The following is a 25,901-nucleotide window of genomic DNA, read 5'->3' as shown; positions in this document are numbered from 1 at the left end:
AAGGAGTAAAGATGGAACTTGCTGATATTCGTCGTGAGTACACGAAAGGTGGCCTACGTCGTAAAGATTTGAAAGCTGATCCAATTGATCAATTCAACCTTTGGTTGGAGCAAGCGATTAAGGCGGGGTTGACTGATCCTACTGCGATGACAGTGGCGACCGTGGATGAAAACGGCATGCCATTTCAACGAATCGTTTTATTGAAAAACGTCGATAAAGATGGCTTCGTGTTTTACACCAACTTAGGTAGTCGCAAAGCGCAGCATCTTGAACATAACAGCAACATCAGCCTGCATTTCCCTTGGCATCCATTAGAGCGCCAAGTTCACATTACTGGTGTGGCTGAAAAGCTGACTGCGATGGAAAACATGAAGTATTTTACTTCCCGCCCTAAAGATAGCCAGTTGGCGGCCATTGCGAGTAAGCAAAGTAGCCGTATTTCTGCTCGTGGAGTGCTGGAAGGTAAGTTCCTTGAGCTCAAACAGAAATTTGCCAAAGGTGAAATTCCAATGCCAACTTTTTGGGGCGGCTTTAGAGTTAAACCGCAAAGCATTGAGTTTTGGCAAGGCGGTGAGCATCGTCTGCATGACCGTTTCCTATTCTCTCAACACGATGGCGAATGGGATATCGACCGTCTCGCGCCATAGGGCATCTTATTTAACGCCTAACAAAACACCGCCATTTAGGCGGTGTTTGTGTTTATAAAGATAAAGCGGCGTGGCGTTAGCGCTCTCCATTCAAAACAACAGAAAGCTGATGTTTAAGCAGCGTTTTGGGTACAACAGATCCATAGCCTGCCTCCATTGCTTTATCGATCAGCTCGTTCTTACTATTCGCTTCAAACTTGTTTCTTAGACGTGCGACGTGCCCTTCTACCGTTTTTGTGGAGATGCCCATCACTTGAGAAATAAACTGAGGTTTTTTGCCGTAAAGCAGTAAAAATAGCGTTTCTTGCTCGCGGCATGTGAGCTTTTCTGGTTTCGGATTCAGATTCGAAAAACGGAAAATGGATTGATGGTTTATGTCTGTACCGATGGCTCGACACACCCAGTAGCCCACTTCAATCACGGCGGTGTCGGTTAACTCTCGGCCATAAAAAATGGTGCCGAGGGTGTTGCCTTGTTCATCTCGCCAAGGGGTTTTCGTGAAAATATGTGCGCGCCAACGCCCATCAGGGTAAGGATGAATATCAAGGATCTTCAACGATTCGCCCGTTTCGATCACATGTTTATCTTGGCGTTGAAATTCTTGTGCGCATTCAGTGGTTGGGCTCGACATCTCGAAGTCAGTTTTACCAATGCACTCTTCTGGTGAGGCATGGCCCAATAATTCGGCGTATTCCTGATTCACATAACGGAATACCGAATCTTTATCTTTGCACCCCCAACAACCCGGTAGCTGTCGGAGAAGCGACTGTTCTATGGTATTGACTGGAATATTCACAAGAGGACTCACTACTGCTATTTGGCCCCAAGCCATCTCTCCATCAGCTGTGTTTACACCAGCATTCAGACATGACTTGGATACATTGCCTGCTTTATGCAGGTCAGTATGCTCACTTCATGGATTCTTTCGTCATCTACGCAGTGTTATTCCTTGATCATGCTTTCGGTAAATAGCACCAGATGACACTGGGAGCGGAGAAAAATGGATCAAGAGTACTCAGCGTGGTGATTGACGTAAGGATACGGTGAGATGGCCGATATAATATCAGCTTATGCCATTGTTTTCATTTTTGAGATATAAAAAAAAGCCAGCCTGAAGACGGGCTGGCAACACAAGATATAATCTTGTCGACGTGTAGAAGAGGTTCTAAATTACATAGCGAGGGTCTGCTAAGTAAGTTAGAGGTATCAATCAGATACCGAGAGCTCAGGGTCGTATGCATCCTAGAGCTCGAGGTCTAATGTATTGAATCAGGGGCATATTAGTAAGGGGGGAAATCCCTCTATGTGGTTTATATTCAATCGATTAATGCGTTTTTAGCCATTCGCGGTAGGAATACATAGAAAAATACGAGACTTTTGTAGTGAAGATCTTTAAGAGCTTAGCTTATTGCCAATGCCCGCCTTTTCTATCTCCCCGTTTTTGTTAAGAAAGTTGGTTGTACATTGACCGTAAGTTAATCTCGCATGATCATCGTTCCGGAACTATGATCATGTGGTTGGGGGTGATCTTGTTGGTTTGATCTTGCGCGATTGGCTCCGTGGAGATTTGCAAGGCAACCGAGAAGGTATATCATGCCTCGATGTAAGCCGAACGCTTAAGATGACCGTGTGAAATGAGTGACTCAGATAACCCGAAAGCCCCACCATATAAAGAAAGTATGCTGCCAAAACCAGCAGAACTGATCACGCTGCCATCTTATATGGATTGCCATGATCATGCTTACACGCAGATTGTGATTGGGTTGAAAGGTCAAGCGGAATTCGAAGTCCGTGGGCAGGGTAATTTAGTCGGTCCTGGGCAAGGTTGTGTGGTAACAGCATGCTCTGATCATGCTTTCGGCGGCGTGATTCATCAGTCGGATATTTTAGTGCTGAATATGCCGAAGCCGACCAATGATGACCCTGAGATGCTTCAGAAGATCAATAACCTAGAGCGTTCCCACCTTTATTTTCAACTCGATGGTCAAATTCAGAAGCTGATTCAGATGCTGGTACAGGAAATGCGTAACCATCCTGATGATCTGCTGCTTAGTCGCGCGTGTAATGACACCGTGATTGCATTGATGCAGCGCCATATCTCTGCATTTGAAACCAGCCGCAAAGATTCGCGGTTTGATCTAGAAGCAATAGACCGCTACATCGAACAACATCTCAGCCATAAGATCAGCGTTGCTCAGCTTGCGGGGCGCGTTTTCTTGGGTGAAAGCCAATTCCACAGCTTGTTTAAAGATCAGATGGGGATTACTCCGCATCAATACGTATTAGGTAAGCGCATTGATATGGCTCGTGAGCTAATCGAGCAAGGTCACCTCTCTTTAGGGCAAATCGCCGAGTTTACCGGCTTCTCAAGTCAAAGCACTTTTACTCATACCTTCACTCGATTGCAGGGACTTTCTCCCTCTCAGTATAAGAAACAGGTTGGGTAAATTTACCCAGAAAAAGACAAAACCATGCTCTATGCATGGTTTTTTTGTACTTTTTTACCTGTGACCTATTTCTCAATTTTATAGATTTGAGGCCAAATTGACGGTTTATTGAGCGTTACGGCCTCCAATGCTCAAAAGAAGGTGTTGCTATAAGAATAATCTTATTGATATTCCTAACATTTTGTTGTGATTAAAATGCAAAAATTAAAATTTACAACACAAAATATTATCTATTTGAATGTGACTATGTGGATGTTTTGTTATAAAAGCGAGTTTTTGGCAAAAATATCGTAGTTTTTGACAAGTATTATTATCGGCCTCAAAATACACTGCCAGCCATTGATGATCCTCGAAGCGGTTTTCGAGGAGTGAGATTGAGGAACACACATGTTTACAGCTACGAACGTGTTGACACCGGAATTTATCGGGCAGCCGCTTGATAAGTTGTGGTCACTGATCTCGCCATTGTATATGGTGGACGAGTCTCAATGGCTAGAGCAATTATTGCCACTAGCGACGCCGACAACGGAAGAAAAATCGGCGATCACTAACCAAACGACCAAACTTATTGAAGCCATTCGTGCCGATAAGAAGTCAATCCAGATGATTGATGCACTTTTGCTGGAATACAGTCTCGATACTCAAGAAGGTATCTTGCTGATGTGTCTTGCAGAAGCGTTAATGCGAATCCCGGATGCGGCAACCGCAGACGCGCTGATTAAAGACAAGTTAAGCGTTGCGGACTGGAAATCTCACCTGAAAAACTCAGACTCTGTTTTCGTTAACGCGTCAACATGGGGCCTAATGCTGACAGGTAAAGTGGTCGGTCTTGGTGAGCAAGGCACCCAGAGCCCAAGTCAGGCTGTAAACCGTCTGGTTAACAAATTCTCTGAACCTGTGATTCGTAAAGCCATGTATCAGGCAATGAAGATCATGGGTCACCAGTTTGTTCGCGGCCGCACGATTGAAGAAGCACAGAAAAATGGTCGCCCGATGCGCGACAAAGGTTTCACTTACTCATTTGATATGTTGGGTGAAGCGGCGCTAACAACAGCGGATGCAAACAAATACTTCAAAGATTACCTAATGGCGATCGAAGCGGTGGGTCGCGAGACTTACGGTAACGACACTAGCCCTGCGCCTTCGGTTTCTATCAAGCTTTCAGCATTGCACCCTCGCTACGAAGTGGCGAACGAAGAGCGTGTTATGACTGAGCTGTACGAAACGCTCATGCAACTACTAAAACGCGCGATTGAAGTCGACGTTGCGATCACGATTGATGCAGAAGAAGCTGATCGCCTTGAGCTGTCCCTAAAGCTGTTCGAGAAGATTTACCGTAGTGACCTCGTGAAAGGTTGGGGCAAGTTTGGTCTTGTTGTGCAAGCGTACTCGAAGCGTGCTCTACCAGTATTGGTTTGGCTCAATGCCCTTGCGAAAGAGCAAGGTGACTTGATCCCACTTCGCTTGGTAAAAGGCGCGTACTGGGATAGCGAAATCAAATGGTCACAACAAGCGGGCTACGAAAACTACCCGGTGTACACACGCAAAGAAGCGACCGATGTTGCTTACCTTGCATGTGCGCGTTTCCTATTAAGCGAAGGCGTACGTGGCAATATCTTCCCGCAGTTTGCCAGCCACAATGCGCACACAGTTACTGCGATTGCAGTGATGGCGCAGCATAAGGATTTTGAATTCCAACGCCTACACGGCATGGGAGATTCACTCTACAACCATGTGATGGAGAAATACGGCCAACCTGTTCGTATTTACGCTCCAGTTGGTAGCCACGCGGATCTACTGCCTTACCTTGTTCGTCGTCTGCTAGAAAATGGCGCAAACAGCTCGTTTGTACACCGTTTGGTTGACGCGCGTTGCCCAATTTCTGAACTGACACATCACCCAGTGGATGCGCTAACCAGTTTTGCGACGCTGAATAACGATAAGATCCCAATGCCTTCAGGTATTTTCCCTGAGCGTAAAAACTCTTACGGCGTCAACATTGATATCGAAAGCGAAGCAAAACCATTTGAAGCGCAAGTTGAAAGCTTCCTAAACAATAAGTGGATTGCGGGCCCTGTGATCAACGGTGAACGTTTTGCCGAAAGCATGATCAAGGAAAACCTCGCTGAGATCATTACCGCGCCTTACGATCGTCGTGTTGAAGTGGGTCAAGTCGCTTTTGCAACTCTTGAGCATGTTTCCGCTGCGATTGCAGCGGCGCAAGCGGCATTCCCAGAATGGAAAGGCACTGCGATTGAGCAAAAAGCGAAGTGTTTAGAAACACTTGCTGACTTGATGGAAGCGAACTTGGCAGAGTTGGTGGCTATTTGTCATCAAGAAGCGGGTAAAACCATTCACGACAGCATTGATGAAGTTCGTGAAGCGGTTGATTTCTGTCGTTACTACGCAAAACAAGCGCAAAACCTACAACCATTTGAACTGGAAGGTTTTGATGGTGTGAAACGCATTTCAAGTCGTGAAGGTCTCGGAGTGTTCGTTTGTATTAGCCCTTGGAACTTCCCTCTGGCGATTTTCCTTGGTCAAGTAACCGCGGCGCTTGTTGCGGGTAACACTGTGGTTGCTAAACCGGCTGAACAAACCAGCTTGATTGCTGCTCGCGCGATTGATTTGATGCTGGAAGCTGGCTTCCCAGCTGGCGTAATTCAATTACTTCCTGGTCGCGGTGGTGAGATTGGTCATGCACTAACCTCTCACGACGCCATCGCAGGTGTCGCATTTACGGGCTCTACGGCAACGGCACAGCGCATCAACGTAACGTTGGCAGAGCGTACCGCGAAGCCAGTACCGTTTATCGCGGAGACTGGCGGCCAAAACGCCATGATCGTCGACAGTACTGCACTGCCAGAGCAGGTGGTTCGTGATGTGATTCGCTCTGCGTTTGCATCGGCGGGTCAACGCTGTTCTGCGCTTCGTGTGCTGTTTGTACAAGAAGACGTTGCGGACCGCATCATCACCCTTATCCAAGGCGCGATGAAAGAGCTACACGTTGGCTTGCCTTACTTGCACAAAACCGATGTGGGTCCGGTTATTGACCGCAATGCGAAGCAAAAACTCCTTGCTCACCTAGAACAGATGAGCAGCACGCAGAAGAAAGTTGCGCAGCTGCAACTGGAAGAAGCGTGTCAGTATGGCGATTTTGTTGCGCCAAGTGCGTTTGAAATCTCAGGCATTGATGTTCTGAAAGAAGAGCAATTTGGTCCTATCTTGCACATTGTTCGCTTTAAAGCGTCTGAACTGCCAAACGTGGTAGAGCAGATCAACCAAACAGGTTTTGGTCTAACAATGGGCATTCACAGCCGTAACGAAACCACTTATCGCTGGATTGAAAAGCACGCTCGCGTGGGTAACTGCTACATCAACCGAGATCAAGTTGGTGCGGTTGTTGGCGTTCAGCCATTTGGTGGTCAAGGCTTGTCTGGTACAGGTCCAAAAGCTGGTGGTCCTCACTACTTGTACCGCTTTACTCAACACATTTTTGCTCAACGAACAGTTGCTCAAGCAGAGAACGCATAAGGAGTCGCATTATGGTTCATCAGATCACATATTTTAAAGATGCATTCTCTGCTTGGGAGCAGTGGAATCTGACCGATTTTGATTACAAATGCGAACATGTGTTGGCATTAAAATCTGCACTAGAAGGGCAGAATGCTGTTGTGGCGAAAGTGGTGTCTTACCACTTGCAACAAGCGTCTGCACTGCTTGCAGAACCTCATCAGTTAGTGGGCCCTACGGGGGAAACTAACGAGTTGTACGCGGCTGGTCGTGGTGTGGCTTTGGTGATTTGTGAAAACAACATCGAAAACACTGAAAACGCGCTGTACAGCACTTTTGCAATGATCACTTGTGCCCTCATCGCAGGTAACAGTGTTGTGATTTGCAGCGACAATGCCGAGCTAAACCGACTGGTTGAGCAAGCGGTATCGTCAACAAACTTCCCATCTAACTTAGTCCAAGTAGTTGCGTACGATGCGTCTGCCCCGTTGCTAGAAAGCGATGTACGTAGTGTGGGTTATGTTGGGCATTCTCAGGTTGAGCATGCGCTCAATCTTCAATTGGCTAAGCGCGATGGTGCTATCGTTGGCTTAGTTTCTGAAACGGATTTAGAGTCACCAAAACTGGCTCACGATCCGCATCTCTCGTTGCGCTTTATTACTGAGCGTACTCGAACGATAAATATTACAGCGGTGGGTGGTAACGCGACTCTACTCGAGTTGGGGAACGAAACTCACTAACCTGACTTGTGACACCAATTTGAAATAACCAGCCTGAGAGCTTGTTCAGATTGGTGTCTCTTGCTTTGACGTATTGCTGCGATGGCAAAATGTCAGAGAAGACAAGGAAGGAAATAATTATAACGAGGACTATCAAATGATAGAAAATAGCTTTGCTATCACGTCCACTTTTGTGGCGTATTTAATAATTATGGTTGCCATTGGCGTTTACGCGTATAAGAGGACTTCCAATTCATCTGACTACTTCCTAGGTGGCCGTAGCCTAGGTCCGTGGCCTGCTGCATTATCTGCAGGTGCATCAGACATGAGTGGCTGGCTGCTACTAGGTTTGCCTGGTTATGCGTATGCAGCAGGTATCGAGGCATTTTGGCTAGCAGGTGGTCTACTTGCTGGTACATGGGCTAACTGGTTCATCAGTGCAAAACGTCTGCGTACTTACAGCATCCAAACTGACGCGTTAACATTGCCAGAGTTCCTGTCACGTCGTTTCAACGACAAATCAAAACTGATTCAGACCATCTCTGCGTTTTTCATTCTTCTATTCTTCCTTTTCTACACCAGTTCAGGTTTGGTTGCAGGGGGCAAACTGTTTGAAACCGTATTCGGCCTTGATTACAGCATTGCAGTAGTTATTGGTACAGTTTGTGTGGTTTCTTACACGCTGTTCGGTGGTTTCTTAGCGGTATCTTGGACTGACTTAGTGCAAGGCCTATTGATGGCTGCAGCACTGATGATCGTTCCGATTGCTGTTATGGACGGTGGTTTTGGCCAACTGTCTTCAGACATGCACAACATCAACCCAGAACTACTGACGTTGTGGAATGATGTGAAAGGTGAGCCGCTGTCAGCTATCGCGATTATCTCGCTAGCGGCATGGGGTCTTGGCTACTTTGGTCAGCCACACATCCTAGCGCGTTTCAAAGCATCACGTTCAAACAAAGACCTAACTACAGCGCGTCGTATCGCTGTGGGTTGGACTGCGCTTTCAATGGCAGGTGCAATGCTAGTGGGTCTTGTTGGTCTGGTATGGGTGACTGGCCACCCAGGTACGCAACTAGAAGATGGTGAGAAAATCTTTATGTTGCTTGTGAACACCGTATTCCACCCAGTGGTTGCTGGTATCCTACTAGCAGCAATCCTAGCGGCAGTAATGAGTACAGCGGATTCACAGCTTCTAGTATCTTCATCTGCACTAGCAGAAGACTTCTACAAGCAAGTGATCAAACCTGATGCTTCTTCAGAAGAAGTGGTGATGATTGGCCGTGTGGGCGTTATCGTGATTTCTTTGATTGCATTGTTCCTAGCAATGACACCAGACAGCTCTGTGCTAGGCCTTGTATCTTACGCTTGGGCGGGCTTTGGCGCGGCATTTGGCCCTGCAGTAGTACTTAGCCTGTACTGGAGCGGTATGAACCGTAACGGCGCACTAGCGGGCATCCTAGTGGGTGGCGTGACCATCGTAGTTTGGAAACAGCTAACTGGCGGTTGGTTCGACGTTTACGAAATCGTACCGGGCATCATCTTCTCAACACTGGCTATCGTGTTGGTTAGCAAGATGACTGGCGGTGCAGGTCAAGAAGTTCTAGACCAACACCAAGAGTACAAGCAGAAGTTGGTTGATCTAGACTAACCACTGCAAAGATGACAAAAGCCCGCGAATATCGCGGGCTTTTTTATTGTGTTCAAATCGGTTTAGCTAAGCGGCTTACTCGCGGATTTTTGAGTAAATCACGGTGTTACTCAGCTCTCCCGATGTGGTAAGACGTTCGTTTCTGAGTTCGCCTTCAAACTCATAACCACAGCGCTCGGCTACAGCACGGCTCTTTTGGTTGGTGCTATCAGCATGAATTGCGATTCTCTTGGCACCCAAATCATCAAACGCATAGCGCTCAACTGCGAGCACAGCCTCGGCAACATAACCATTGCCAACGGCTGCATCATCTAACCAATAACCTATCTCAAAGGATGGTACGTCGGGATCTCGAATCATCAAACCGACCGCACCCAGTAAGCGATCGCTTTCCTTTTCAATGATGTAGTAACGCAGCTCTTCTTCGAAGTTTTCAAAGTTTGCGATGGCTTTCTCTGTCCCTTCTATCATCGCTTCTAATGTCAGCACATGAGGCACCCACGGCAGATAGACTTCGAGAGTCTTTTGGCTGCGAACGACAGCTTGATGCGCCTCTTCGGCTCGTTCTAAACAAGCGGGGATGAGTTTGAGACGTTTCGTTTCCATGCTGGCTATCCTATGGGTGAAAAATGAACGGAAAATCATTTAAACAGATGTACTTAGAATGATCTAGTCAACGCCGTCATATTATTCACTTGGTTTGCCAGAGAGAAACTGAGAGAATCGAACCGTTATCAAACCAACTAGGTTCATTATGAAACTTTTAGTAAGAAACTTGGCTCGTCACATGACCGAGCAAGATATCCGCAAATTATTTTCAGCGTACGGCAAAGTAGAACTGTGTTCGCTAGTGCTTGATCAAGAAACGGGTTTGTCGAAAGGCTTCGGTTTTGTCATCATGCCGGACGAAGCAGAAGCAATTTCTGCTCTTGAAGCACTGAATTTGACGAACGTAGAAAAAAGCAAAATTCGCGTGAAAGTCGCACAAGACTAACACAGAGAAAAGCCAGCGTAATTGCTGGCTTTTTTGTCTTTCTATTTTGTGACCAAATTGGAAACTTCTGGAATGTCTTCTCTTTTTGCTTTAACGACGTTGATCATCAAGCCTCTTTTCAAGTTTTTTCATTAAATCCTTTAACTGCAGAGAATCGAAATTGTCAGAATTCGGCACTTGGTAAGCGTCGTTGACTGTGTAGATCATCAAACTTTGGCTGGAGAAGGACTCTTTCTGTATTTGGACTCTGACAATGTCATCAAGAGGTAGACGGAAGTAAACCGTTGAGCCCTGGCTGTACTTCAAGGCGCTAGTGCTTGCATCGATATATAGCGTTTTAGGATTGAACGCGCGGCGCGTGAAGTACGTTGAGATCAGTTTCAATCCTACTATTGTGAGTGCTAAGAGTCCAAACTCGACGAGCTTGTCTGCTAGGTAGGAAAAATAGAACAGCGACAACGATACAGTTCCCAGCAAGAAAGGGTTGTTCTTGGGTAGATTTTGGGAAGTTTCATGGATGATCATCCGACATATCCCTCGACTTTATTCAGAAGCGACGAACGTGAGTTGGTAGACACAAACCTTTCGTTTTTTGCCTTGCATGCGCAATGTTTTGTCACCGACGTAAGGGATCTTTAGTTTTTGGATCACCGATTTAGAACGCAGATTGTCCACCAAATGCATCACGGTTATTCCGTTTAACTCAAAGTGCATTCGAGCAAATTCGAGTAAGGCTTTGGAGGCCTCGAATGCATAGCCTTTCCCCCAATGTGGCACGCCAACCCAGTAGCCTAATGTTCCGTACCCCTCTTCGATACGCGGTAAACTCACCGCACCAAGTAACTCCCCAGTGTTTCGCAAGGTAATAGCGTACGCCACGCCTTGATGCTGCTGATACATCGGATAGTGCCTATCTATCCATGCTTGCGCCATCGGTAGCTCATAAGGATGTGGGATGTTTGCTGTCATGTCGGCAATTCGCTTATCTCCAGCGAGTAAAGCCACTTGTTGGCAGTCACCTATATGGAATGGCCGGAGGACGAGTCTTTCGGTAGTGAGAGTCGGTTGTATCGTCATGCATTTCTTCCTTGATGAGACGGCTGTTGTTGCTAGCAACTGGTTTACGGGGTAAATCGAGATAACAAAGCGTTACGAAAGCTCGACCTAGCCAACTGTAAAGTTGTCACGCGCCTTACTAAATAATAAGCCCTAACAATAGCTTATGTGTGATGTGTCGTATTATTACACACATAGGTGCTGTTTTTCATATAAGTGGTATAAAAGTTGAGGTCTGACCAAGGTCTCAGTTTTTTCATACTTTAGTAGGATTTTTTGAAGATAGGGCACAAAAAAGTAAAGGGGCTTTTTTATTGTGGAATTATTTTGAACAAAATATGTCAATTGTCAGTAGCACACAAAAATTCAGGGAGAAGAGAGATGCCGGATATATATTGCTCAGCGTGTAGAAAATCAACGCAACATAAAGTGATCATGAAGCGTTGTGAGCCTCAATCCGTTGACACGTTAACCGGTAAGGTGGTGAGTTTCACGCAACTGATGGCGAAGTTTGTTTCGGGTGAGCACTATTACGAGATGGAACCACAGTATTTTTGTCGTTGCTGCAACCACCGAGCAATCGGTGAAGTGGTACCTCACCCGGCAAGACACGTATCGGCCGCTCTGTAGTTTAACGTTACGCTGCTAAAGGATCTTCGTTGGAGTAGGGCGATCCGTCGATCATCACTGGCCAGCCATAAGATGCGTATTCACGTGCTAAAAACTTAGCGACTTCGTGAGAAACCGTGGTGTATGTCCATTCGCCAACACCAAACGGTTTGTACGCCAGTTGTAAGGTTAACATTGCTTTTTCCTCAATAATTTTTCCTATTATTGCCTTACTATTTGGCTCATTTCTTCTGTTTATAGCTCACTTTATTCTCTGCAAAGTTCATCGTTTCACTTTTTCATTCACACCGATTTTTCTCTTATAAAAGCCGTGTGAGTGCCTTTGTTATTTATAAACTTATGTTAACAAGTAGGATGTGTTTTTAGGTTGATGATGGCTTTTTGTGCTAAGCAAACGTTAAAACTAAGCGGAATTCACACGTTGTTCATTTGTTAGTTTGCAAACATAACGGTAACGATTAATGTAAAGCTCCCTGAGTTGTTACAAGGATGTGTTGATGAGCTACCAATTAGACAGGATTGATCTGCATATTTTGAGAGTGCTTCATTCACGCGGACGAATTCCCGTCGTCGAACTGGCGAAGCAGATTAACTTAACCACGTCGCCGTGCTCAGATCGCGTCAAAAGGCTTGAGAAAGAAGGCTATATCAATGGTTATCATGCCGAGTTGAATGCTGAAAAATTAGGATTGGATGTTCAGGTGTTCATTCATATTCGTTTGGATCAAACCAGCTTCTCGATTTTTGAAAAGTTTGCCAAAGCGGTGGAATTGATGCCAGAAATTGAAGAGTGTTATTCGCTCTCTGGTGACTTCGACACCATGATTAAAGTCCGAGTGAAGAACATGAAAGCGTATCAAGAGTTCATGTCGAGTAAGCTAGGCACTCTACCGGGTGTTATTCAGACGCGAAGTGAAGTGGTGATAGAAGAGCACAAAACGGGATTTGGTGTGAATCCGGAGCTATTAGGCTAACGCACTTGTCGTGGAACAGGACATAAAAAAGGAGCCAACGGGCTCCTTTTTCGATAGGTCTCTGGATGTTTAGTGAAGGATTATGCGCCGATAAAGGTGCTAATAACACCAATCAAACCACCGAATACGCCACCCCAAACTACTAGCCAGCCTAGGTGTTCTTTAATCATTTTTTGCACCATTTCTTTAACCAATGCCGGCGTTAACTCGCTAAGGCGTTGGTCGATGATGCCTTCGATGTTCTGCTTAATCTCATCCATCATGGCTGGTGATTCAAACTGCTCTTTCAAAGCTTCTTTAATGCTGTCGCTCTTGCTCAGTTCGATGATGGACACTTGCATCTTTTCGACGAAAGGTTGTCGCATCGGCTGTAGAGCTTCCGCACCACCAAACATCGCTAGCATGCCGCCAAACTGGGAGCCCTCAATGACTTCTACTAGTGAGTCAAAGGCTGGGTTTAGATCCACTTTCTCAATCACAGGTTGAAGATCGATGTTCACACCGCCCGCCATTTCTTTATTCAAGAATCGGTCGATGTTCGCTTCGGTAAAGAACTGTTCCATCATCAAATTTTTGATCGCCAGTTTGAATTCTTCAAACCGTGCGGGAATCACACCAGAACCGTATAAGCCCGGCACTTTTTCAAACAGCATGTGGATGGCAAGCCAGTTAGTGATGGCGCCAGAGAAGGCAAAGAGACCTGCATACCAAAGATAGTCGTTCTGAAATTGATGGCCCGCACCCATCAAAGCGATGGCGAGCAGATTCGTTAGCAAACTTTTGTTCATAGTGACCAGTTATGTATGAATAGAGGAAGAAATAAGTGGGCCAGATTCTATACCTAAGTCACATTGAGATGCTAGGTGTTGAGCAGATTGGTTTGCGTGGAAGCGTAGGGAGATAATTGAGGCTTTAGAAAAACAAAACCCGACAATCATTGTCGGGCCACTGCTTTTTCTTAGAAAAACTAAGATTCTATTTTTTTAATTTTTAGATGCGGTAGATCTTACAACAAAGTTGGCATTTCCATCTTTCTGAATAGCCGAATAGCTTGTCAGCCCAACTAGGTTTTACTTGTACGATCTGCATTGAACCACATTTACACATAAGCTAATTACCTTATTGTTAATTTAATAACTAAGCCATCTATTGAGTATAGCTGCTTATCAAAAAGTGAAACGATAAATGAATTCAGCTAGGTACTCTGCATTGTGTCCATTGCAATAGATACGCAACGAGGCGCTATATTAGCAGAAAAAGTGTGATCTTCATCATTGTTGGTGTTTCATAAATGAGAATGAGTGAGTTCGTCAGTTCAGTGCTCATGTAATTCGAGAATAAAAAACGGCGCTTTAAGCGCCGTTTTTAAAGGGATGAAGCGGTGTTAAGAAGCTTGCTGATTGTCTAGTTCTTCACCAAGAAAACCGCCAGTTTGGTGTGCCCAAAGCTGTGCGTAGATGCCGTTATGAGCGATCAGCTCTTGGTGCGTGCCTTGCTCTACGACGTTACCTTTGTCGAGAACGATTAAGCGATCCATCTGGGCGATGGTCGACAATCGGTGTGCTATTGCAATCACGGTTTTGCCTTGCATGAGCTCGTTCAAGCTTTCTTGGATAGCCGCTTCGACTTCTGAGTCCAGAGCTGAAGTTGCTTCATCCAGTACCAACAGCGGCGCGTCTTTCAATAACACGCGAGAAATAGCGATACGCTGACGCTGACCACCAGACAACTTCACGCCTCGTTCGCCAACTTGCGCATCGTAGCCGACATTGCCAAATGGATCTGTCAGTGTTTCGATGAACTCGTGAGCGTGCGCTTGTTTCGTCGCTTTAAGCAGTTCCTCTTCTGAGGCGGTTGGGTTGCCGTACAAGATGTTATCTCTTATTGAACGGTGCAAAAGAGACGTATCCTGTGTCACCATGCCAATTTTCGAGCGCAACGAATCTTGCGTGACGTCAGCAATGTTTTGACCGTCAATCTTAATGCTGCCTTCTTCCACATCATGGAAGCGTAACAGCAAGTTCACCAACGTGGATTTGCCTGCGCCAGAGCGCCCAACCAAGCCGACTTTTTCGCCAGGTTTGATGTCGAGATTCAGATGGTTGATGACGCCTTTGTTTTCACCGTAATGAAAGCTGACGTTATCGAACTGGATGCCACCTTGAGATACGACCAAGTCTTTCGCATTCGGTTTGTCTTGGATATCGATAGGTTTGGACAGTGTTTTCATGCCATCCACGACAGTACCCATGTTTTCAAACAGGGCTCCTACTTCCCACATGATCCACATCGACATGCCGTTAACGCGCAGCGCTAGGCTGACCGCAATAGCAATGGCACCGACGCTAATCGCGCTGTCCAACCACAGATAAATCGACAAAGCCGCGACGGAAAACACCAAGATGTAGTTGGAGATTTCAACCGCCACGTCAAAGCCCGTAACCAAGCGCATTTGACGATAAACCGTGTTGAGAAATCCTTTCATGCCTTGTTCGGCATATTGGGTTTCTCGCTGGCTATGTGAAAACAGCTTCACCGTTTGGATATTGGTGTAGCTGTCGACAATACGGCCTGTCATGGTTGAGCGCGCATCGGCTTGCTCAGAGGCCACATCTTTCAGTTTCGGTACAAAGTAAATCTGAATCGCGATGTAAACCAAAAGCCAGACAATCATTGGAATCATTAAACGCCAATCTGCAGCTGCTAACATCACGACCATACTGGTGAAGTAAACCGTCACGTAGACAAACACGTCCATGCTCTTCATGACCGTTTCACGTACTGCGAGAGAGGTTTGCATCACTTTGGTTGCAACGCGCCCTGCAAAATCATCTTGATAGAAGTTCAGACTCTGATTGAGCAGATAACGGTGAGCAAGCCAGCGAATGGACATTGGGTAGTTACCCAACAAGGTTTGATGCACCAGCAAAGAGTAGATAACAACCAAAAGTGGCATTACAACCAGAAGTAAGACGCCGTAAAAAATCAGATCCGCTCGGTTATCTTGCAAAAAGGTTTCTGGATTGCTGGTGGAAAGCCAGTCTACCAGTTGGCCCATTGCACCAAACAGCATGACTTCGACGATGGCAACAATCGTCGACATCAGTGACATGATGATCAGTGGCTTTTCATACCCTCGGGTGTAATGGCGTAGAAAGGCAAAAATCCCTGAAGGGGGCTGATCGGGCGTAGATTTGGGAAACGGCTCTGTGAAGCCTTCAAATCGTTTAAACATAACTCATCCTAAAGTTAAAACAATGCCATCTCGGTCTACTGAATCCATCGATTTACACTGCTTGGACATAGCAGTGCGCACCGAGATAGGTGGTAAGAAATATCGTTGTCCGCTAGCCAGAAAAGCAGACGAGTTTGTGAGAGGGGCGAAAAAATAGTCTAACCGATCGCCTTTTAAATGTAACTAGTTGGTTATGAACTGAATTGAAATATCCCATTTATTGGATTTGTCATGTCCGAGCCACAAAAGCGTAAACCAGCAAAGTGACAATAAAAAATCGTGTTTCGCTGTCTAATTGCAGGAAAAATTACTTTTAGAGAATGGAAATAATCGCGAAAACAGCAAAACTGAAGTTAACAATAAATTTACAATCTCTCCATTCTAGAGATAAGGAATATATTGGATGCTATTACACGAATCAGTACCCCAATTTGCTGATGGGAAAGAAGAAAGCACACAAAGTGCTCTGCGCCAAACCGCAAACTGCGTAGTGATGGTGCCACCTAAAGAATTTCGTTTTAATGAAGAAACGGCGCAAGACAATGAGTTTCAGCATCAGGTGTCATTGAGCCAGAAAGAAGTATCACGAAAAACCATGGCTGAATTTTCGGCAATGGTTGCCACGTTGCGCCAAGAAGGAGTGCAAGTGGTGGAATTTGACTATCCAGTTTCTGATGTTGCGACGCCAGATGCGGTATTTCCAAACAATTGGTTTAGCACGACACCAGACGGCACGCTTTATACCTTCCCAATGGCGTGTGAAAACCGTCAGCATGAGGTGCGCCCAGAAGCGTTAATTGCCGCGCTAGCCGCTGCAGGACGTGAAGTTCATCAGCAAAGCAGTCTAACGGATTACCTAGGCGATCACGCGTACCTAGAAAGCACTGGTGTGATGGTTTTTGACCATCTAAACAAAACCGTTTATGCCGCGTTGTCACAGCGTTGTGACCGCCTAGTGTTGGAAGATTACGCGAATCGTATTGGTTATGAGCGCGTGATTTCATTCCAAACCCGTTTGCCATCGGGTTCGCCGATTTACCATACCAACGTGATGATGGCTGTGGGTGAGCAGTTTTGTGTGATCTGTGATGAAGTGATCCCAGAATTTGAGCGTCGTTTTGTTTTGAAGTCTCTGGCAAAAGATAAACAAGTTATCTCAATTTCGCTTGATCAGATGAACCAGTTCTGTGGCAACATTCTGCAACTGGAAACCATCAACGGCGACAAGGTGATTGCGATGTCTCAATCGGCGTACGAAGCATTCTCACCAGCACAAAGAAACCAATTGGCGACACACGGTAAATTGCTGCCATTCGACGTTTCCACCATAGAATCTATTGGTGGTGGTTCTGTACGTTGCATGTTGGGTGAAGTGTTCTTACCGAGTCGCAAGGCTGTGCTTTAATAAACTACACATTTTTTGTCAGCCGCAGTGAAGTGCTGACGAAGCGATCTCTTCATGGGTTTTTAGCCGTTAGCTCTGTGGCAGTACAGACTAACGGCTTTTTTGTGCCAATTTAGCCCAAATTTTCTCTTAGCGATTTGATGTCTTTAGACGGTGGTGCGCCAAACAAGCGGCTGTATTCCCGACTGAATTGAGACGGACTTTCATAGCCGACTTTGAATGTCGCAGCCATGGCGTCTAAGTTTTCTGTCAGCATCAATCGGCGTGCTTCACTTAAGCGTAACTTCTTTTGAAACTGTAATGGTGTCATGGACGTCATGGAGCGAAAGTGCGTGTAAAACGACGATTTACTCATACCTGTAAACGAAGCCAAATCTCCAACACTTAATGGTTTGACAAAGTTGTTTTTGAGCCAGTCGATGGCTTTGGCTATTTGATGGCTATGGCTGCCCGCAGTCACGATTTGATGGAGACGCGTGCCCTGTTCACTCATCAAAAGGCGATAAAAAATCTCCCGTTTAATGATGGGCGCTAAAATTTTGATGTTTTGGCCTTCGTCTAATAATTCTGCTAAACGTACAAACGCATCCAATAGAGATTCCGACAACTCACCGACAGCAATGCCTTTTTGCGCTTCTTTGGCTTGAGTAAAGGCAAGTTCGCTATCGACAATCAGTTGGGAAATCTCGGTCAAATCCAGCTCCATGATCAGCCCTAAATAAGGTTGCTCCTCACTAGCTTCGATAATGTTGGCAATGATAGGGAGATCGACAGAAGAAATCAGGAAGTGGTTGGCATCGTAAATAAAGCTTTCCTCTCCCAATAAGACTCGCTTCCTGCCTTGCGCGATAAGACAAATACTTGGATTGTGGGTATAGCTCGTAGGCGGCGTCGTGCATATTGCGCCTGGCACTAAGCATTGGCATGGCGCAGCTAAAGACAGCTGGTTTTCACATGTAGCAATAGAAATACCCGCCGAAGGAGCAAGCAATGAGTGGTGTCAACCCGTGACGGACGAAGAGTACGCCGAGCTTGGCTAATTGAACGCTAACTTAAGGACGTCGGAGATCTGGCAATGACAGGCAAGCCAAGTAAATATCAAACTTATATGAGCGTACAGGTTGCGCTTATTGGTGTCGCTTTTATGGCTCTTCTAGTCGCTTCGGCGCGTGGTCAACCAACGGAAGGTTCTGACGATGATCGCAATTAAAACTTCAATCAAGTCCATATTAATTTGGGTACTGACTATGACAACGATATCCGCTGTTATGCCTGCTTTTGCAACAGATAAATTGAGTAATAAAGAACGAGCCATCGTTCCAATCGCGGCTTTCACCGCAAGCGGTGACGTAGAAAAACTCAAGATTAGCCTGAATGATGGTTTAGAAAGCGGCTTAACGATCAATGAGATTAAAGAAGTTCTCGCTCAACTATACGCTTACGCAGGTTTTCCCCGCAGTTTGAATGGATTGGCTGCTTTTATGGAAGTAGTTGAAGTGCGCAAAAATCGTGATATTACCGACATATTAGGGCGTGAATCGACGCCGTTGACGGCAGATAAAAGCAGCTTAGAGCTAGGCAGTCAGAACCAAACAACGCTGGTCGGTATGCAAGTCAAAGGCCCGCTGTTCGACTTTTCACCTCAAATAGATCAGTACTTAAAAGCCCATTTGTTTGGTGACATTTTCGCGCGTGACCTCCTGACGTGGAAACAACGAGAAATTGCCACGATTGCCGCGCTGGCAAATATCAAAGGAGTGAACAGCCAGCTTGCGGCGCACTACAACATCAGCATGAATAATGGCGTGTCTGCCGAAGAACTGAATGATTTCATTCTGGTTTTAAAGCAGTGCGGTGATGAAAGTATTGCGAGTAATGCTCAATCTGTACTGGATTCGGTGTTAGACGCCAAAAACTGATTGTTTTGGGTTTGGGAGATGTGTTCTTGGGCATGAAACAAACGATAAATGGTCAACAGGTTGGTGACGATAAAGGTGCTCTCAACCAATGAGCCACCAATCGAGCCAAGCCATAGGTTGTGGCTCACCCAACAAAATGAGTTGAATAAAATTAAGCTGCGCAAGGCGATGCCTTGTTTGGAAAACAGTGCCCAAGTGGCAACGGAGGAACCAAACACGGTGATGAATTCAAAAAAGTGGCTCATGTTTGGCAGGGTCATCAGCCACATCAGTGCAATGAAGAACCACATCACTTTGCGTGATTGGGTTTTGATGGAGGCGAAACTGCGAATGCCGTTGATGATCACGCCAATGGCGGCGACGGTTGCGCCCATCAGGGTAAAGTGAATACCCATGATGAAACAAAACGCCATCATCTGATAGCGAAAGCGCATGTCGTCTTTCTGCCTGAAGGCCATTACGCCAACCATAAACGCGATGCCACCAATGCCTTGTGCTAACCAGTTTTCCATTTATTTCCCTAGAGTGTTGTTCTTTGAGTTACTTCCATTAAGTGAGTAAGCAATGGTCATCCTTCAAAGTTGCCAATCTTTTAGAGTTTGATTCAGTCTGTGAGTAGATCCTGAATCACGCTCGTGCCTCGCTTTTCAGGATGACGAATAGGGAGATATTTGTCATACCATCATACCGACGAGCCTAGGCGAGATCAGGAATCTACTTACCGCGATAACCCAATCAATTGAGCCATGCTTTGAATGAATCAGCCCTCCACAAAGGGAGGGCTGGGCTTATCTAAATTGCTAAGGGGTTACCCAAGAGCCTTGAGGTTACTTACCAATCATTACTCATTCACAAGCGCTACTGCTTCGCGAGTTAGGCGTGCAAGTTCTTCCCAGTTGCCCGCTTCGATCAGTTTCTTGTCTACCATCCACGTACCACCACATGCCAATACGCGCGGGATAGCTAAGTAATCTTTGATGTTCGCAGGGTTAATGCCACCAGTAGGCATCAGTTCAATGTCGGTGTATGGCGCGAGCAGTGATTTCACCATGTTGATGCCGCCAGAGGCTTCCGCAGGGAAGAACTTCAAGGTGGTTAATCCCATTTCCAGCGCGGCTTCAACCGTGCTTGGGTTGTTCACGCCTGGTACGATATCAATCTCGATTTCTTGGCACGCTTTAACGGTATTTGGGTTGAAGCCAGGCGATACGATGAACGTTGCGCCCGCTTCTTTTGCTGCGATCGCTTGCTCACGGTTCAGTACCGTACCTGCGCCAATCAGCATGTCTGGCTGGGTTTCTCGCAGAAGACGAATGGCTTCTACCGCGGCTTCTGAGCGGAAAGTGATTTCAGCGGCTGGTAGTCCATTTTCTGCCAATACTTTACCCAATGGGATAATGTCTTCTGCTTTATCGATAGCGATAACAGGAATAACTTTCAGAGTTTTTAATTGTTCTTTAATGCTAGACATGAGTGTTCCTTAAACGACGCCAAGCGCCGGTTGTGTGAATGCTTTGGGAATGATGGCACCGCGATGTTGAATCACAGCACCTGCCAGTGCGTTGCCTCTTTGGCATGAGGTCGCTAGATCTGCGCCAGCAAGGTATGCCGATAAAAAGCCACCATTGAATGAGTCGCCCGCCGATGTGGTGTCCACCACTTGAGCGACAGGTTGGGTTGGCACGGCTTGTGGAGCCAGAGCCGCGCTCGAACCCTGATTTGTTGAGTCTTGAACCAAACAGCCATCCGCGCCGAGCTTGACGATGCATTTGCCCACGCCAAGAGAAGTCAGGCGTTCAATGGTTTGCTCTGGTGTTTCGTCGCCCCAGATCAATTGCTCGTCATCGAAAGTCACCAATGCAATGTCAGTCATTTGGTACATAGCTTGGTAAACGTTTTTGACGGTTTGATTATCGTCGTTAGGCCACAATGCAGGGCGGAAGTTGCTATCAAAAGCAATCTCAACACCTTGAGCTTTAAGCTCGACCAATAAGTTGAGCAGCAAAATTCGGTCTTCTTCCGGTAAGATAGCTAAAGAAATACCGCTGAGAAATACCGCATCAACCTGAGTTAACGCTTGTTTAACCATTCCAAAATTTGGATGTTGAAGTAAGTAACGCGCAGCTGATTGGTTGCGCCAATATAAGAACGTACGCTCACCTTGGTCATCAAGCTGAATCAAATACAAACCCGGTGTACGAGTTTCATCGCGCAGCACTAAGTCTGTCGAAATGCCTTCTTCTTGCCAGCGAGTGAGCATGCCTGTACTGATCGGGTCATTGCCAAGTGCGGTAACATAAGAAACTTTAACTTCATCGGGTTTGCTATTGGCTTCGCAGCCGCGGCTCAAATAAACCGCAGCGTTGAGCGTATCCCCACCAAATGTTTGATGCATTGAGCCGAACGGTTTGCCATTCAGCTCAATCATACATTCACCAATAATGGCGATGTGCTTCATTGGTTACGCCCTCTCTTCAAAGTAGCGCTTCGCGTTACCAAAACAGATCTCTTCGACCATAGGACCAAGCAACGATAGGTCATTTGGAACTTCGCCGTTTTCAGCCCAACGACCGACCATGTCACACAGAATACGGCGGAAGTACTCGTGGCGGGTGTAAGACAAGAAGCTGCGCGAGTCCGTTAACATGCCGACGAATTGGCTGAGCAAACCAAGTTGAGAAAGCTGTTCCATTTGGCGTTGCATGCCATCTTTCTGGTCGTTGAACCACCAACCTGAGCCAAACTGTACTTTGCCCGCGATGCCGCCACCTTGGAAGTTACCCATCATGGTCGCCATCATTTCGTTATCACGAGGGTTCAAACAATAAAGAATGGTGCGAGGCAGCTCGTTGGTTTGGTCCATTTCATCCAACAGGTGTGCCAGTTCAAAAGCAAATGGGCGATCGCCAATAGAATCAAAACCAGCGTCGGCACCTAGTAGTTGGAACATGCGTGTGCTGTTGTTGCGCTGCGCGCCAATATGAAGCTGCATGACCCAACCCAGCTGCGCGTAGCGTTTTCCGAGCCAAACTTGAACCGCGGTAGAGAACTGCGCACATTCAAGCTCTGACAATGTTTCGCCACTCAAACGACGGGCAAGCAACGCATCTAAATCAGCCTCGCTTGGGATCGGCGCGTAACGGACGATCTCAATGCCGTGGTCTGCCGCACGACAGCCATGTGCATCGAAGTGTGCCAAACGTTTATCAAGCGCACTCAATAAATCATCAAGGCGGCGGATTTCAATGTCTGCGACTTCGCCCAGTTTGTGCATGTAATCCGCAAACAGGTCCAATTCAATCTTGAACGCTTTATCCGGACGCCAACTCGGCAGCACTTTAACGTTAAAGGTGTCGTCTTCTGCGATCGCTTTGTGGTGTTCTAGTGAATCAATAGGATCATCGGTCGTGCCCGCCATGACGACGTTCATTTGCTGCATGATGCCGCGAGCCGTAAATTCAGGTGTCGCAAGCAGCTCATTACATTGATGCCAAATTTGCTCAGCGGTGTCTGGGCTAAACAGCGTATTGGTAATGCCGAATGGGCGACGCAGTTCTAGGTGCGTCCAGTGGTAAAGCGGGTTACCCAAGGTTTGAGGAACCGTTTTCGCCCACGCCATGTATTTGTCGTAATCGTTCGCATCACCCGTAATCAAACGCTCTTCAATGCCTGCCGAGCGCATGCCACGCCATTTGTAGTGATCGCCTTCAAGCCAGATTTGACCCAAGTTATCGAACTGGCGGTTTTGCGCGACTTCCGCTGGATTTAGGTGGCAGTGGTAATCATAAATTGGCTGGTGGAACGCATGCTCATGGTACAAGCGACGCGCAGTTTCGTTTGAGAGTAAAAAGTCTTCACACAAGAAATTCTTCATCGTTAACTCCTATTACAACGCAGCGACAGTGGCACGAGCACCGTTATCGATTAGCGATTGGTACGCACTGCTCACCGCATCAATCACTTGCGGGTTTTGACCAAGCTCTGCAGGGAAGATGGCTTCAACCGCGAGCAATGCAGGCACAACAGAAACGTTCAAGCCGTGTTGGTCGCAAATCTGGCGTAGTGTCTCTGCCATCGGATCGCGAACATCAATGTCGTTGCCTTGCTCGTCCACGCCGGATACGTAGCGCATCCAACCTGCAATCGCGGTTGCCAACCATGAGAAGTTAGAACCTTGAGCAAGGTGGAATCGTAAGCTGCCGCCCATGCGTTGTGGGATTTTCTGGCTGCCATCCATCGCGATTTGCCATGTTTTGTGTTTCAAACTTGGGTTGGTGAAACGCTCGATAAGCAGTTTAGCGTAGCCTTCTAAATCGGTGCCTTCTGGCATGGTCAGCGAAGGGGCTTGCGCTTGCATCATCATGTCGAATGCCGCTTTGTGGTAGCCTTCGTCTGTCATGGTGTCAGAGATGTGCGCGTAACCACCAAGGTAGCCTAGGTAGGCGAGGAACGAGTGGCTGCCATTTAGCATGCGCAGTTTCATTTCTTCGTAAGGCACAACGTCGGCAACAAATTCTGCGCCAGCCACGTTCCAATCCGGACGACCTGCCACGAAGTTGTCTTCGATAACCCATTGACGGAAAGGTTCACAAGCGATGCCACATGGATCTTCACAGCCAAGCAGATCGGCGATTTCGGTCAGTGTCTCTTCTGTGGCTGCTGGCACAATGCGGTCAACCATAGTGCAAGGGAAGGTGACGTTGGTTGCAATCCAGTCGCGCAATTCAGGGTCGAGCAGTTGAGCGAACTCCAGTACCGCTGCTTTTGCTACGTGACCGTTCTCTTGCACGTTATCGCAAGACATTACGGTAAATGGCGTCAGACCGCGTTCACGACGCATCTTCAGTGCTTGCACGATGTAACCCAGTGCTGATTTTGGCTCCGTTGGGTTGGCAAGATCCGCAATGACTAGCGGGTTGTTTTTATCGAGCGTGCCCGTTGCGGGGTCGGCGCAGTAGCCTTTTTCGGTAATCGTCATTGAAACGATCGCCACTTGTGGCTCTGCCATTTTTTCTAACACCGCTTGAATGCTGTCGAGGCTTGGGTGCAGTGACTCGGTGACTGAGCCAATCACTTTTACCTCTGTCGATTTTGCGCCTTTCTCTGCCACGGTGTAGAGGTGATCTTGCGCGCGCAGCGATTGAATTAGTTCTTCACCGCCAAATAGGTTGATTTCGCAAATGCCCCAATCAGAACCCGTTTTGCTCAGCATTTCATGGGTGAACAGAGCTTGGTGCGCACGGTGGAAAGCACCAAAACCAAGGTGAACAATACGGCTTTTGAGCGTTGAACGGTCGTAATCTGGCAGCGAAACAGCAGCATTTAGGGTAGAGTTTGCAATGGTTTTCATTTTATTTCCCTTCTCCCGCAGAGTGTTCTGCGGGATGATTCATTGAAAGAGTTAGTAGCCTAGGACCAGTTTTGGTAAGAACAGACTGAGTTCAGGAATAAAGGTCACCGCCATTAGGGCCGCAATCAGTGCAACGTAGAATGGCAGCAGCGGCTTGATCACTTTGTCGATCGCAACGTTCGCCACAGAACAACCGATAAACAACGCACTACCAACTGGTGGAGTACAGATACCGATCGCCAAGTTGAACGTCATCATGATGCCGAAGTGAACCGGGTCGATGCCCATATCCAGTGCGATTGGCAGGAAGATCGGCGTGAAGATCAGTACTGCTGGCGTCATATCCATAAAGATACCGACAATCAGCAAGATGATGTTGATGATGAGCAGAATCATCATAGGGTTGTCAGAGATCGCCAGTAGCGCATCGGCAATCATGTATGGAATATCGGCATTCGCCATCGCCCAAGACATGCCCATAGAAGCGCCAACCAACAACAAAACAATCGATGTGGTGACGGCAGATTCTAAGATGATCTTCGGAAGGTCACGCCATTTCACTTCGCGATACACCAACACCGCCAAAACAAAGGTGTAGACCACGGCGATGGCGGAGGCCTCGGTAGCCGTAAAGATACCGCCGATGATGCCACCCATAATGACCACAATCAGAGCCAATGAAGGGGCCGCTTTTAGAAAGGTATCCCAAACCATTGCTAGCGTTGGACGAGCCGCAATTGGGTAACCACGACGTTTGGCGATGATCCCTGCCACCACCATGATGCTTAGACCCATCAAGATGCCCGGAATGTAACCGGCAAGGAACAGCGCCGCGATAGAGGTACCACCAGAGACTAACGAGAACACGATCAAGGTGTTACTTGGCGGGATCAACAAACCCGATGGACAAGAAGTGATGTTCACCGCGGCAGAAAAGTTTTCATCGTAACCATCTTTCTTTTGCAAAGGCGACATAGTGCCGCCAACCGCTGCGGCAGATGCGACGGCTGAGCCAGAAATTGAGCCAAACATCATGTTCGCCATCACGTTCACGTGCGCGAGGGAACCAGGAAGACGGCCACCTAACACTTTGGCAAAGTTAATCAGGCGCAGTGCGATACCACCTTGGTTCATGATGTTACCCGCCAAGATAAAGAACGGGATCGCCAGCAGAGCAAAGTTATCAAGACCTGCGGCCATGCGCTGAGCGACAACCGCAATCGCAGGCTCTAATGGTAGGCCCATTAAAATGGTCGCCAGTGAAGAAAGACCAATGGCGAAGGAAACCGGTACACCAATTGCCAGTAATACAGCGAAGCTGCCAAATAAGGTAAGAATTAATTGCCATTCCATTGTGGAAC

24 protein-coding genes and 2 pseudogenes are annotated in these 25,901 nt (G+C 46.9%); 12 read left to right on the top strand and 14 right to left on the bottom strand.

The features are described from left to right. Positions 1 to 11: 11 nt before the first annotated feature. Complete coding sequence (gene pdxH, locus UF05_RS12400) at positions 12 to 647, top strand: pyridoxamine 5'-phosphate oxidase (protein ID WP_005464858.1); 636 nt, start codon at positions 12 to 14, stop codon at positions 645 to 647. Between the two features lie 76 nt (positions 648 to 723). On the opposite strand, the gene UF05_RS12395 is transcribed toward pdxH, so the two are convergent. Continuing rightward, positions 724 to 1,479 carry a helix-turn-helix transcriptional regulator gene (locus tag UF05_RS12395; RefSeq protein WP_043028050.1) on the bottom strand — a complete coding sequence of 252 codons (756 nt, stop codon included), beginning with the start codon at positions 1,477 to 1,479 and terminating at the stop codon, positions 724 to 726. An 802-nt stretch (positions 1,480 to 2,281) separates the two neighbouring features. On the opposite strand from UF05_RS12395, the gene UF05_RS12390 reads away from it, so the two are divergent. The 4 genes from UF05_RS12390 (at position 2,282) to putP (ending at position 8,977) form a co-directional block, all read left to right on the top strand. Next, entirely contained in the window at positions 2,282 to 3,094 is an 813-nt protein-coding gene (locus tag UF05_RS12390; protein WP_005468852.1) for an AraC family transcriptional regulator, read from the top strand. 387 nt (positions 3,095 to 3,481) lie between these two features. Continuing rightward, on the top strand, positions 3,482 to 6,628 hold the full coding sequence (gene putA / locus UF05_RS12385) for a bifunctional proline dehydrogenase/L-glutamate gamma-semialdehyde dehydrogenase PutA (protein WP_045545604.1): 3,147 nt from the start codon (positions 3,482 to 3,484) through the stop codon (positions 6,626 to 6,628). An 11-nt stretch (positions 6,629 to 6,639) separates the two neighbouring features. Then, positions 6,640 to 7,347 (top strand): 1-pyrroline-5-carboxylate dehydrogenase, encoded by a 708-nt coding sequence (locus UF05_RS12380; RefSeq protein ID WP_005467523.1) that lies wholly within the window; start codon positions 6,640 to 6,642, stop codon positions 7,345 to 7,347. 136 nt (positions 7,348 to 7,483) lie between these two features. Next, on the top strand, positions 7,484 to 8,977 hold the full coding sequence (putP, locus tag UF05_RS12375; RefSeq protein WP_005484781.1) for a sodium/proline symporter PutP: 1,494 nt from the start codon (positions 7,484 to 7,486) through the stop codon (positions 8,975 to 8,977). Between the two features lie 75 nt (positions 8,978 to 9,052). On the opposite strand, the gene UF05_RS12370 is transcribed toward putP, so the two are convergent. Next, positions 9,053 to 9,583, bottom strand: a complete 531-nt coding sequence (locus tag UF05_RS12370) for a GNAT family N-acetyltransferase (protein WP_025509609.1) — start codon at positions 9,581 to 9,583, stop codon at positions 9,053 to 9,055. Positions 9,584 to 9,731: 148 nt separating this feature from the next. Here UF05_RS12370 and UF05_RS12365 point away from each other — a divergent pair, with 148 nt between their 5' ends. After that, positions 9,732 to 9,971: an RNA recognition motif domain-containing protein gene (locus tag UF05_RS12365; protein WP_005466432.1), complete on the top strand. Its 240-nt coding sequence runs from the start codon at positions 9,732 to 9,734 to the stop codon at positions 9,969 to 9,971. A 90-nt stretch (positions 9,972 to 10,061) separates the two neighbouring features. On the opposite strand, the gene UF05_RS12360 is transcribed toward UF05_RS12365, so the two are convergent. Both UF05_RS12360 and UF05_RS12355 read right to left on the bottom strand, forming a co-directional pair. Continuing rightward, positions 10,062 to 10,496, bottom strand: a complete 435-nt coding sequence (locus tag UF05_RS12360) for a hypothetical protein (RefSeq protein WP_045545603.1) — start codon at positions 10,494 to 10,496, stop codon at positions 10,062 to 10,064. An 18-nt stretch (positions 10,497 to 10,514) separates the two neighbouring features. Next, positions 10,515 to 11,048 (bottom strand): GNAT family N-acetyltransferase, encoded by a 534-nt coding sequence (locus UF05_RS12355; protein WP_045545602.1) that lies wholly within the window; start codon positions 11,046 to 11,048, stop codon positions 10,515 to 10,517. A 360-nt stretch (positions 11,049 to 11,408) separates the two neighbouring features. Between UF05_RS12355 and UF05_RS12350 the strand changes: the two genes are divergently transcribed. Next, the gene (locus UF05_RS12350) at positions 11,409 to 11,657 is read left to right on the top strand and encodes a hypothetical protein (protein WP_011106558.1); all 249 of its coding nucleotides are present in this window, start codon (positions 11,409 to 11,411) and stop codon (positions 11,655 to 11,657) included. Positions 11,658 to 11,664: 7 nt separating this feature from the next. Here the strand turns inward: UF05_RS12350 and UF05_RS24625 are convergent, their stop codons facing one another. Next, on the bottom strand, positions 11,665 to 11,832 hold the full coding sequence (locus tag UF05_RS24625) for a hypothetical protein (protein ID WP_075109964.1): 168 nt from the start codon (positions 11,830 to 11,832) through the stop codon (positions 11,665 to 11,667). A gap of 322 nt (positions 11,833 to 12,154) precedes the next feature. On the opposite strand from UF05_RS24625, the gene UF05_RS12345 reads away from it, so the two are divergent. Then, positions 12,155 to 12,631, top strand: coding sequence for an Lrp/AsnC family transcriptional regulator (locus UF05_RS12345; RefSeq protein ID WP_005465952.1), 477 nt, complete (start codon positions 12,155 to 12,157; stop codon positions 12,629 to 12,631). Positions 12,632 to 12,711: 80 nt separating this feature from the next. Here the strand turns inward: UF05_RS12345 and UF05_RS12340 are convergent, their stop codons facing one another. Further along, positions 12,712 to 13,419: a DUF445 domain-containing protein gene (locus UF05_RS12340; RefSeq protein WP_005484721.1), complete on the bottom strand. Its 708-nt coding sequence runs from the start codon at positions 13,417 to 13,419 to the stop codon at positions 12,712 to 12,714. Positions 13,420 to 14,015: 596 nt separating this feature from the next. Beyond that, positions 14,016 to 15,866, bottom strand: coding sequence for an ABC transporter ATP-binding protein (locus UF05_RS12335; RefSeq protein WP_005500122.1), 1,851 nt, complete (start codon positions 15,864 to 15,866; stop codon positions 14,016 to 14,018). A gap of 403 nt (positions 15,867 to 16,269) precedes the next feature. Here UF05_RS12335 and UF05_RS12330 point away from each other — a divergent pair, with 403 nt between their 5' ends. Next, on the top strand, positions 16,270 to 17,271 hold the full coding sequence (locus UF05_RS12330; protein ID WP_023623806.1) for an arginine deiminase-related protein: 1,002 nt from the start codon (positions 16,270 to 16,272) through the stop codon (positions 17,269 to 17,271). Between the two features lie 112 nt (positions 17,272 to 17,383). Here UF05_RS12330 and UF05_RS12325 read toward each other — a convergent pair. Continuing rightward, positions 17,384 to 18,163 (bottom strand): annotated as a pseudogene (locus UF05_RS12325) (AraC family transcriptional regulator N-terminal domain-containing protein); the annotation flags it as partial. Here UF05_RS12325 and UF05_RS12320 point away from each other — a divergent pair. The 3 genes and pseudogenes from UF05_RS12320 to UF05_RS12315 form a co-directional block, all read left to right on the top strand. Continuing rightward, positions 18,153 to 18,311, top strand: a pseudogene (locus UF05_RS12320) (cupin domain-containing protein); the annotation flags it as partial. The pseudogenes UF05_RS12325 and UF05_RS12320 overlap by 11 nt on opposite strands. 35 nt (positions 18,312 to 18,346) lie before the next feature. Next, entirely contained in the window at positions 18,347 to 18,481 is a 135-nt protein-coding gene (locus UF05_RS26660) for a hypothetical protein (RefSeq protein ID WP_256095208.1), read from the top strand. Between the two features lie 58 nt (positions 18,482 to 18,539). After that, a complete protein-coding gene (locus tag UF05_RS12315; protein WP_190970842.1) occupies positions 18,540 to 19,190 on the top strand; it encodes a carboxymuconolactone decarboxylase family protein in 651 nt (216 codons plus the stop codon). On the opposite strand, the gene UF05_RS12310 is transcribed toward UF05_RS12315, so the two are convergent. The 6 genes from UF05_RS12310 to UF05_RS12285 form a co-directional block, all read right to left on the bottom strand. Continuing rightward, positions 19,151 to 19,702, bottom strand: coding sequence for a YgjV family protein (locus UF05_RS12310; protein WP_045545600.1), 552 nt, complete (start codon positions 19,700 to 19,702; stop codon positions 19,151 to 19,153). The two genes, UF05_RS12315 and UF05_RS12310, sit on opposite strands and share 40 nt — an antisense overlap. A gap of 329 nt (positions 19,703 to 20,031) precedes the next feature. Beyond that, positions 20,032 to 20,661 carry a bifunctional 4-hydroxy-2-oxoglutarate aldolase/2-dehydro-3-deoxy-phosphogluconate aldolase gene (locus tag UF05_RS12305; protein WP_020841581.1) on the bottom strand — a complete coding sequence of 210 codons (630 nt, stop codon included), beginning with the start codon at positions 20,659 to 20,661 and terminating at the stop codon, positions 20,032 to 20,034. Between the two features lie 9 nt (positions 20,662 to 20,670). Next, positions 20,671 to 21,648, bottom strand: a complete 978-nt coding sequence (locus UF05_RS12300) for a sugar kinase (protein WP_020841580.1) — start codon at positions 21,646 to 21,648, stop codon at positions 20,671 to 20,673. Between the two features lie 3 nt (positions 21,649 to 21,651). Next, a complete protein-coding gene (gene uxaC, locus UF05_RS12295; protein WP_045545599.1) occupies positions 21,652 to 23,064 on the bottom strand; it encodes a glucuronate isomerase in 1,413 nt (470 codons plus the stop codon). A gap of 12 nt (positions 23,065 to 23,076) precedes the next feature. Continuing rightward, the gene (locus UF05_RS12290) at positions 23,077 to 24,540 is read right to left on the bottom strand and encodes a fructuronate reductase (RefSeq protein WP_045545598.1); all 1,464 of its coding nucleotides are present in this window, start codon (positions 24,538 to 24,540) and stop codon (positions 23,077 to 23,079) included. A 51-nt stretch (positions 24,541 to 24,591) separates the two neighbouring features. Next, a complete protein-coding gene (locus tag UF05_RS12285; protein ID WP_005461370.1) occupies positions 24,592 to 25,893 on the bottom strand; it encodes a TRAP transporter large permease in 1,302 nt (433 codons plus the stop codon). Positions 25,894 to 25,901: the final 8 nt, after the last annotated feature.

Source organism: Vibrio sp. S457-15, from assembly GCF_000960545.1.
GTDB classification, from domain to species: Bacteria; Pseudomonadota; Gammaproteobacteria; order Enterobacterales; family Vibrionaceae; genus Vibrio; species Vibrio parahaemolyticus.
Note: the sequence above shows the minus strand (reverse complement) of the source record. Positions and strands in the feature narration are given on the sequence as shown.

What these genes read in the sequence shown, in the direction of transcription:
- UF05_RS12340 (WP_005484721.1), bottom strand. Translation starts at nt 13,419, where the DNA reads ATGAACAAAAGTTTGCTAACGAATCTGCTCGCCATCGCTTTGATGGGT.
- UF05_RS12380 (WP_005467523.1), top strand. Translation starts at nt 6,640, where the DNA reads ATGGTTCATCAGATCACATATTTTAAAGATGCATTCTCTGCTTGGGAG.
- UF05_RS12360 (WP_045545603.1), bottom strand. Translation starts at nt 10,496, where the DNA reads ATGATCATCCATGAAACTTCCCAAAATCTACCCAAGAACAACCCTTTC.
- UF05_RS24625 (WP_075109964.1), bottom strand. Translation starts at nt 11,832, where the DNA reads ATGTTAACCTTACAACTGGCGTACAAACCGTTTGGTGTTGGCGAATGG.
- UF05_RS12350 (WP_011106558.1), top strand. Translation starts at nt 11,409, where the DNA reads ATGCCGGATATATATTGCTCAGCGTGTAGAAAATCAACGCAACATAAA.
- UF05_RS12300 (WP_020841580.1), bottom strand. Translation starts at nt 21,648, where the DNA reads ATGAAGCACATCGCCATTATTGGTGAATGTATGATTGAGCTGAATGGC.
- pdxH (WP_005464858.1), top strand. Translation starts at nt 12, where the DNA reads ATGGAACTTGCTGATATTCGTCGTGAGTACACGAAAGGTGGCCTACGT.
- UF05_RS12285 (WP_005461370.1), bottom strand. Translation starts at nt 25,893, where the DNA reads ATGGAATGGCAATTAATTCTTACCTTATTTGGCAGCTTCGCTGTATTA.
- UF05_RS12335 (WP_005500122.1), bottom strand. Translation starts at nt 15,866, where the DNA reads ATGTTTAAACGATTTGAAGGCTTCACAGAGCCGTTTCCCAAATCTACG.
- UF05_RS12345 (WP_005465952.1), top strand. Translation starts at nt 12,155, where the DNA reads ATGAGCTACCAATTAGACAGGATTGATCTGCATATTTTGAGAGTGCTT.
- UF05_RS12290 (WP_045545598.1), bottom strand. Translation starts at nt 24,540, where the DNA reads ATGAAAACCATTGCAAACTCTACCCTAAATGCTGCTGTTTCGCTGCCA.
- UF05_RS12395 (WP_043028050.1), bottom strand. Translation starts at nt 1,479, where the DNA reads ATGGCTTGGGGCCAAATAGCAGTAGTGAGTCCTCTTGTGAATATTCCA.
- putP (WP_005484781.1), top strand. Translation starts at nt 7,484, where the DNA reads ATGATAGAAAATAGCTTTGCTATCACGTCCACTTTTGTGGCGTATTTA.
- UF05_RS26660 (WP_256095208.1), top strand. Translation starts at nt 18,347, where the DNA reads ATGACAGGCAAGCCAAGTAAATATCAAACTTATATGAGCGTACAGGTT.
- UF05_RS12330 (WP_023623806.1), top strand. Translation starts at nt 16,270, where the DNA reads ATGCTATTACACGAATCAGTACCCCAATTTGCTGATGGGAAAGAAGAA.
- UF05_RS12305 (WP_020841581.1), bottom strand. Translation starts at nt 20,661, where the DNA reads ATGTCTAGCATTAAAGAACAATTAAAAACTCTGAAAGTTATTCCTGTT.
- putA (WP_045545604.1), top strand. Translation starts at nt 3,482, where the DNA reads ATGTTTACAGCTACGAACGTGTTGACACCGGAATTTATCGGGCAGCCG.
- uxaC (WP_045545599.1), bottom strand. Translation starts at nt 23,064, where the DNA reads ATGAAGAATTTCTTGTGTGAAGACTTTTTACTCTCAAACGAAACTGCG.
- UF05_RS12390 (WP_005468852.1), top strand. Translation starts at nt 2,282, where the DNA reads ATGAGTGACTCAGATAACCCGAAAGCCCCACCATATAAAGAAAGTATG.
- UF05_RS12315 (WP_190970842.1), top strand. Translation starts at nt 18,540, where the DNA reads ATGCCTGCTTTTGCAACAGATAAATTGAGTAATAAAGAACGAGCCATC.
- UF05_RS12310 (WP_045545600.1), bottom strand. Translation starts at nt 19,702, where the DNA reads ATGGAAAACTGGTTAGCACAAGGCATTGGTGGCATCGCGTTTATGGTT.
- UF05_RS12355 (WP_045545602.1), bottom strand. Translation starts at nt 11,048, where the DNA reads ATGACGATACAACCGACTCTCACTACCGAAAGACTCGTCCTCCGGCCA.
- UF05_RS12365 (WP_005466432.1), top strand. Translation starts at nt 9,732, where the DNA reads ATGAAACTTTTAGTAAGAAACTTGGCTCGTCACATGACCGAGCAAGAT.
- UF05_RS12370 (WP_025509609.1), bottom strand. Translation starts at nt 9,583, where the DNA reads ATGGAAACGAAACGTCTCAAACTCATCCCCGCTTGTTTAGAACGAGCC.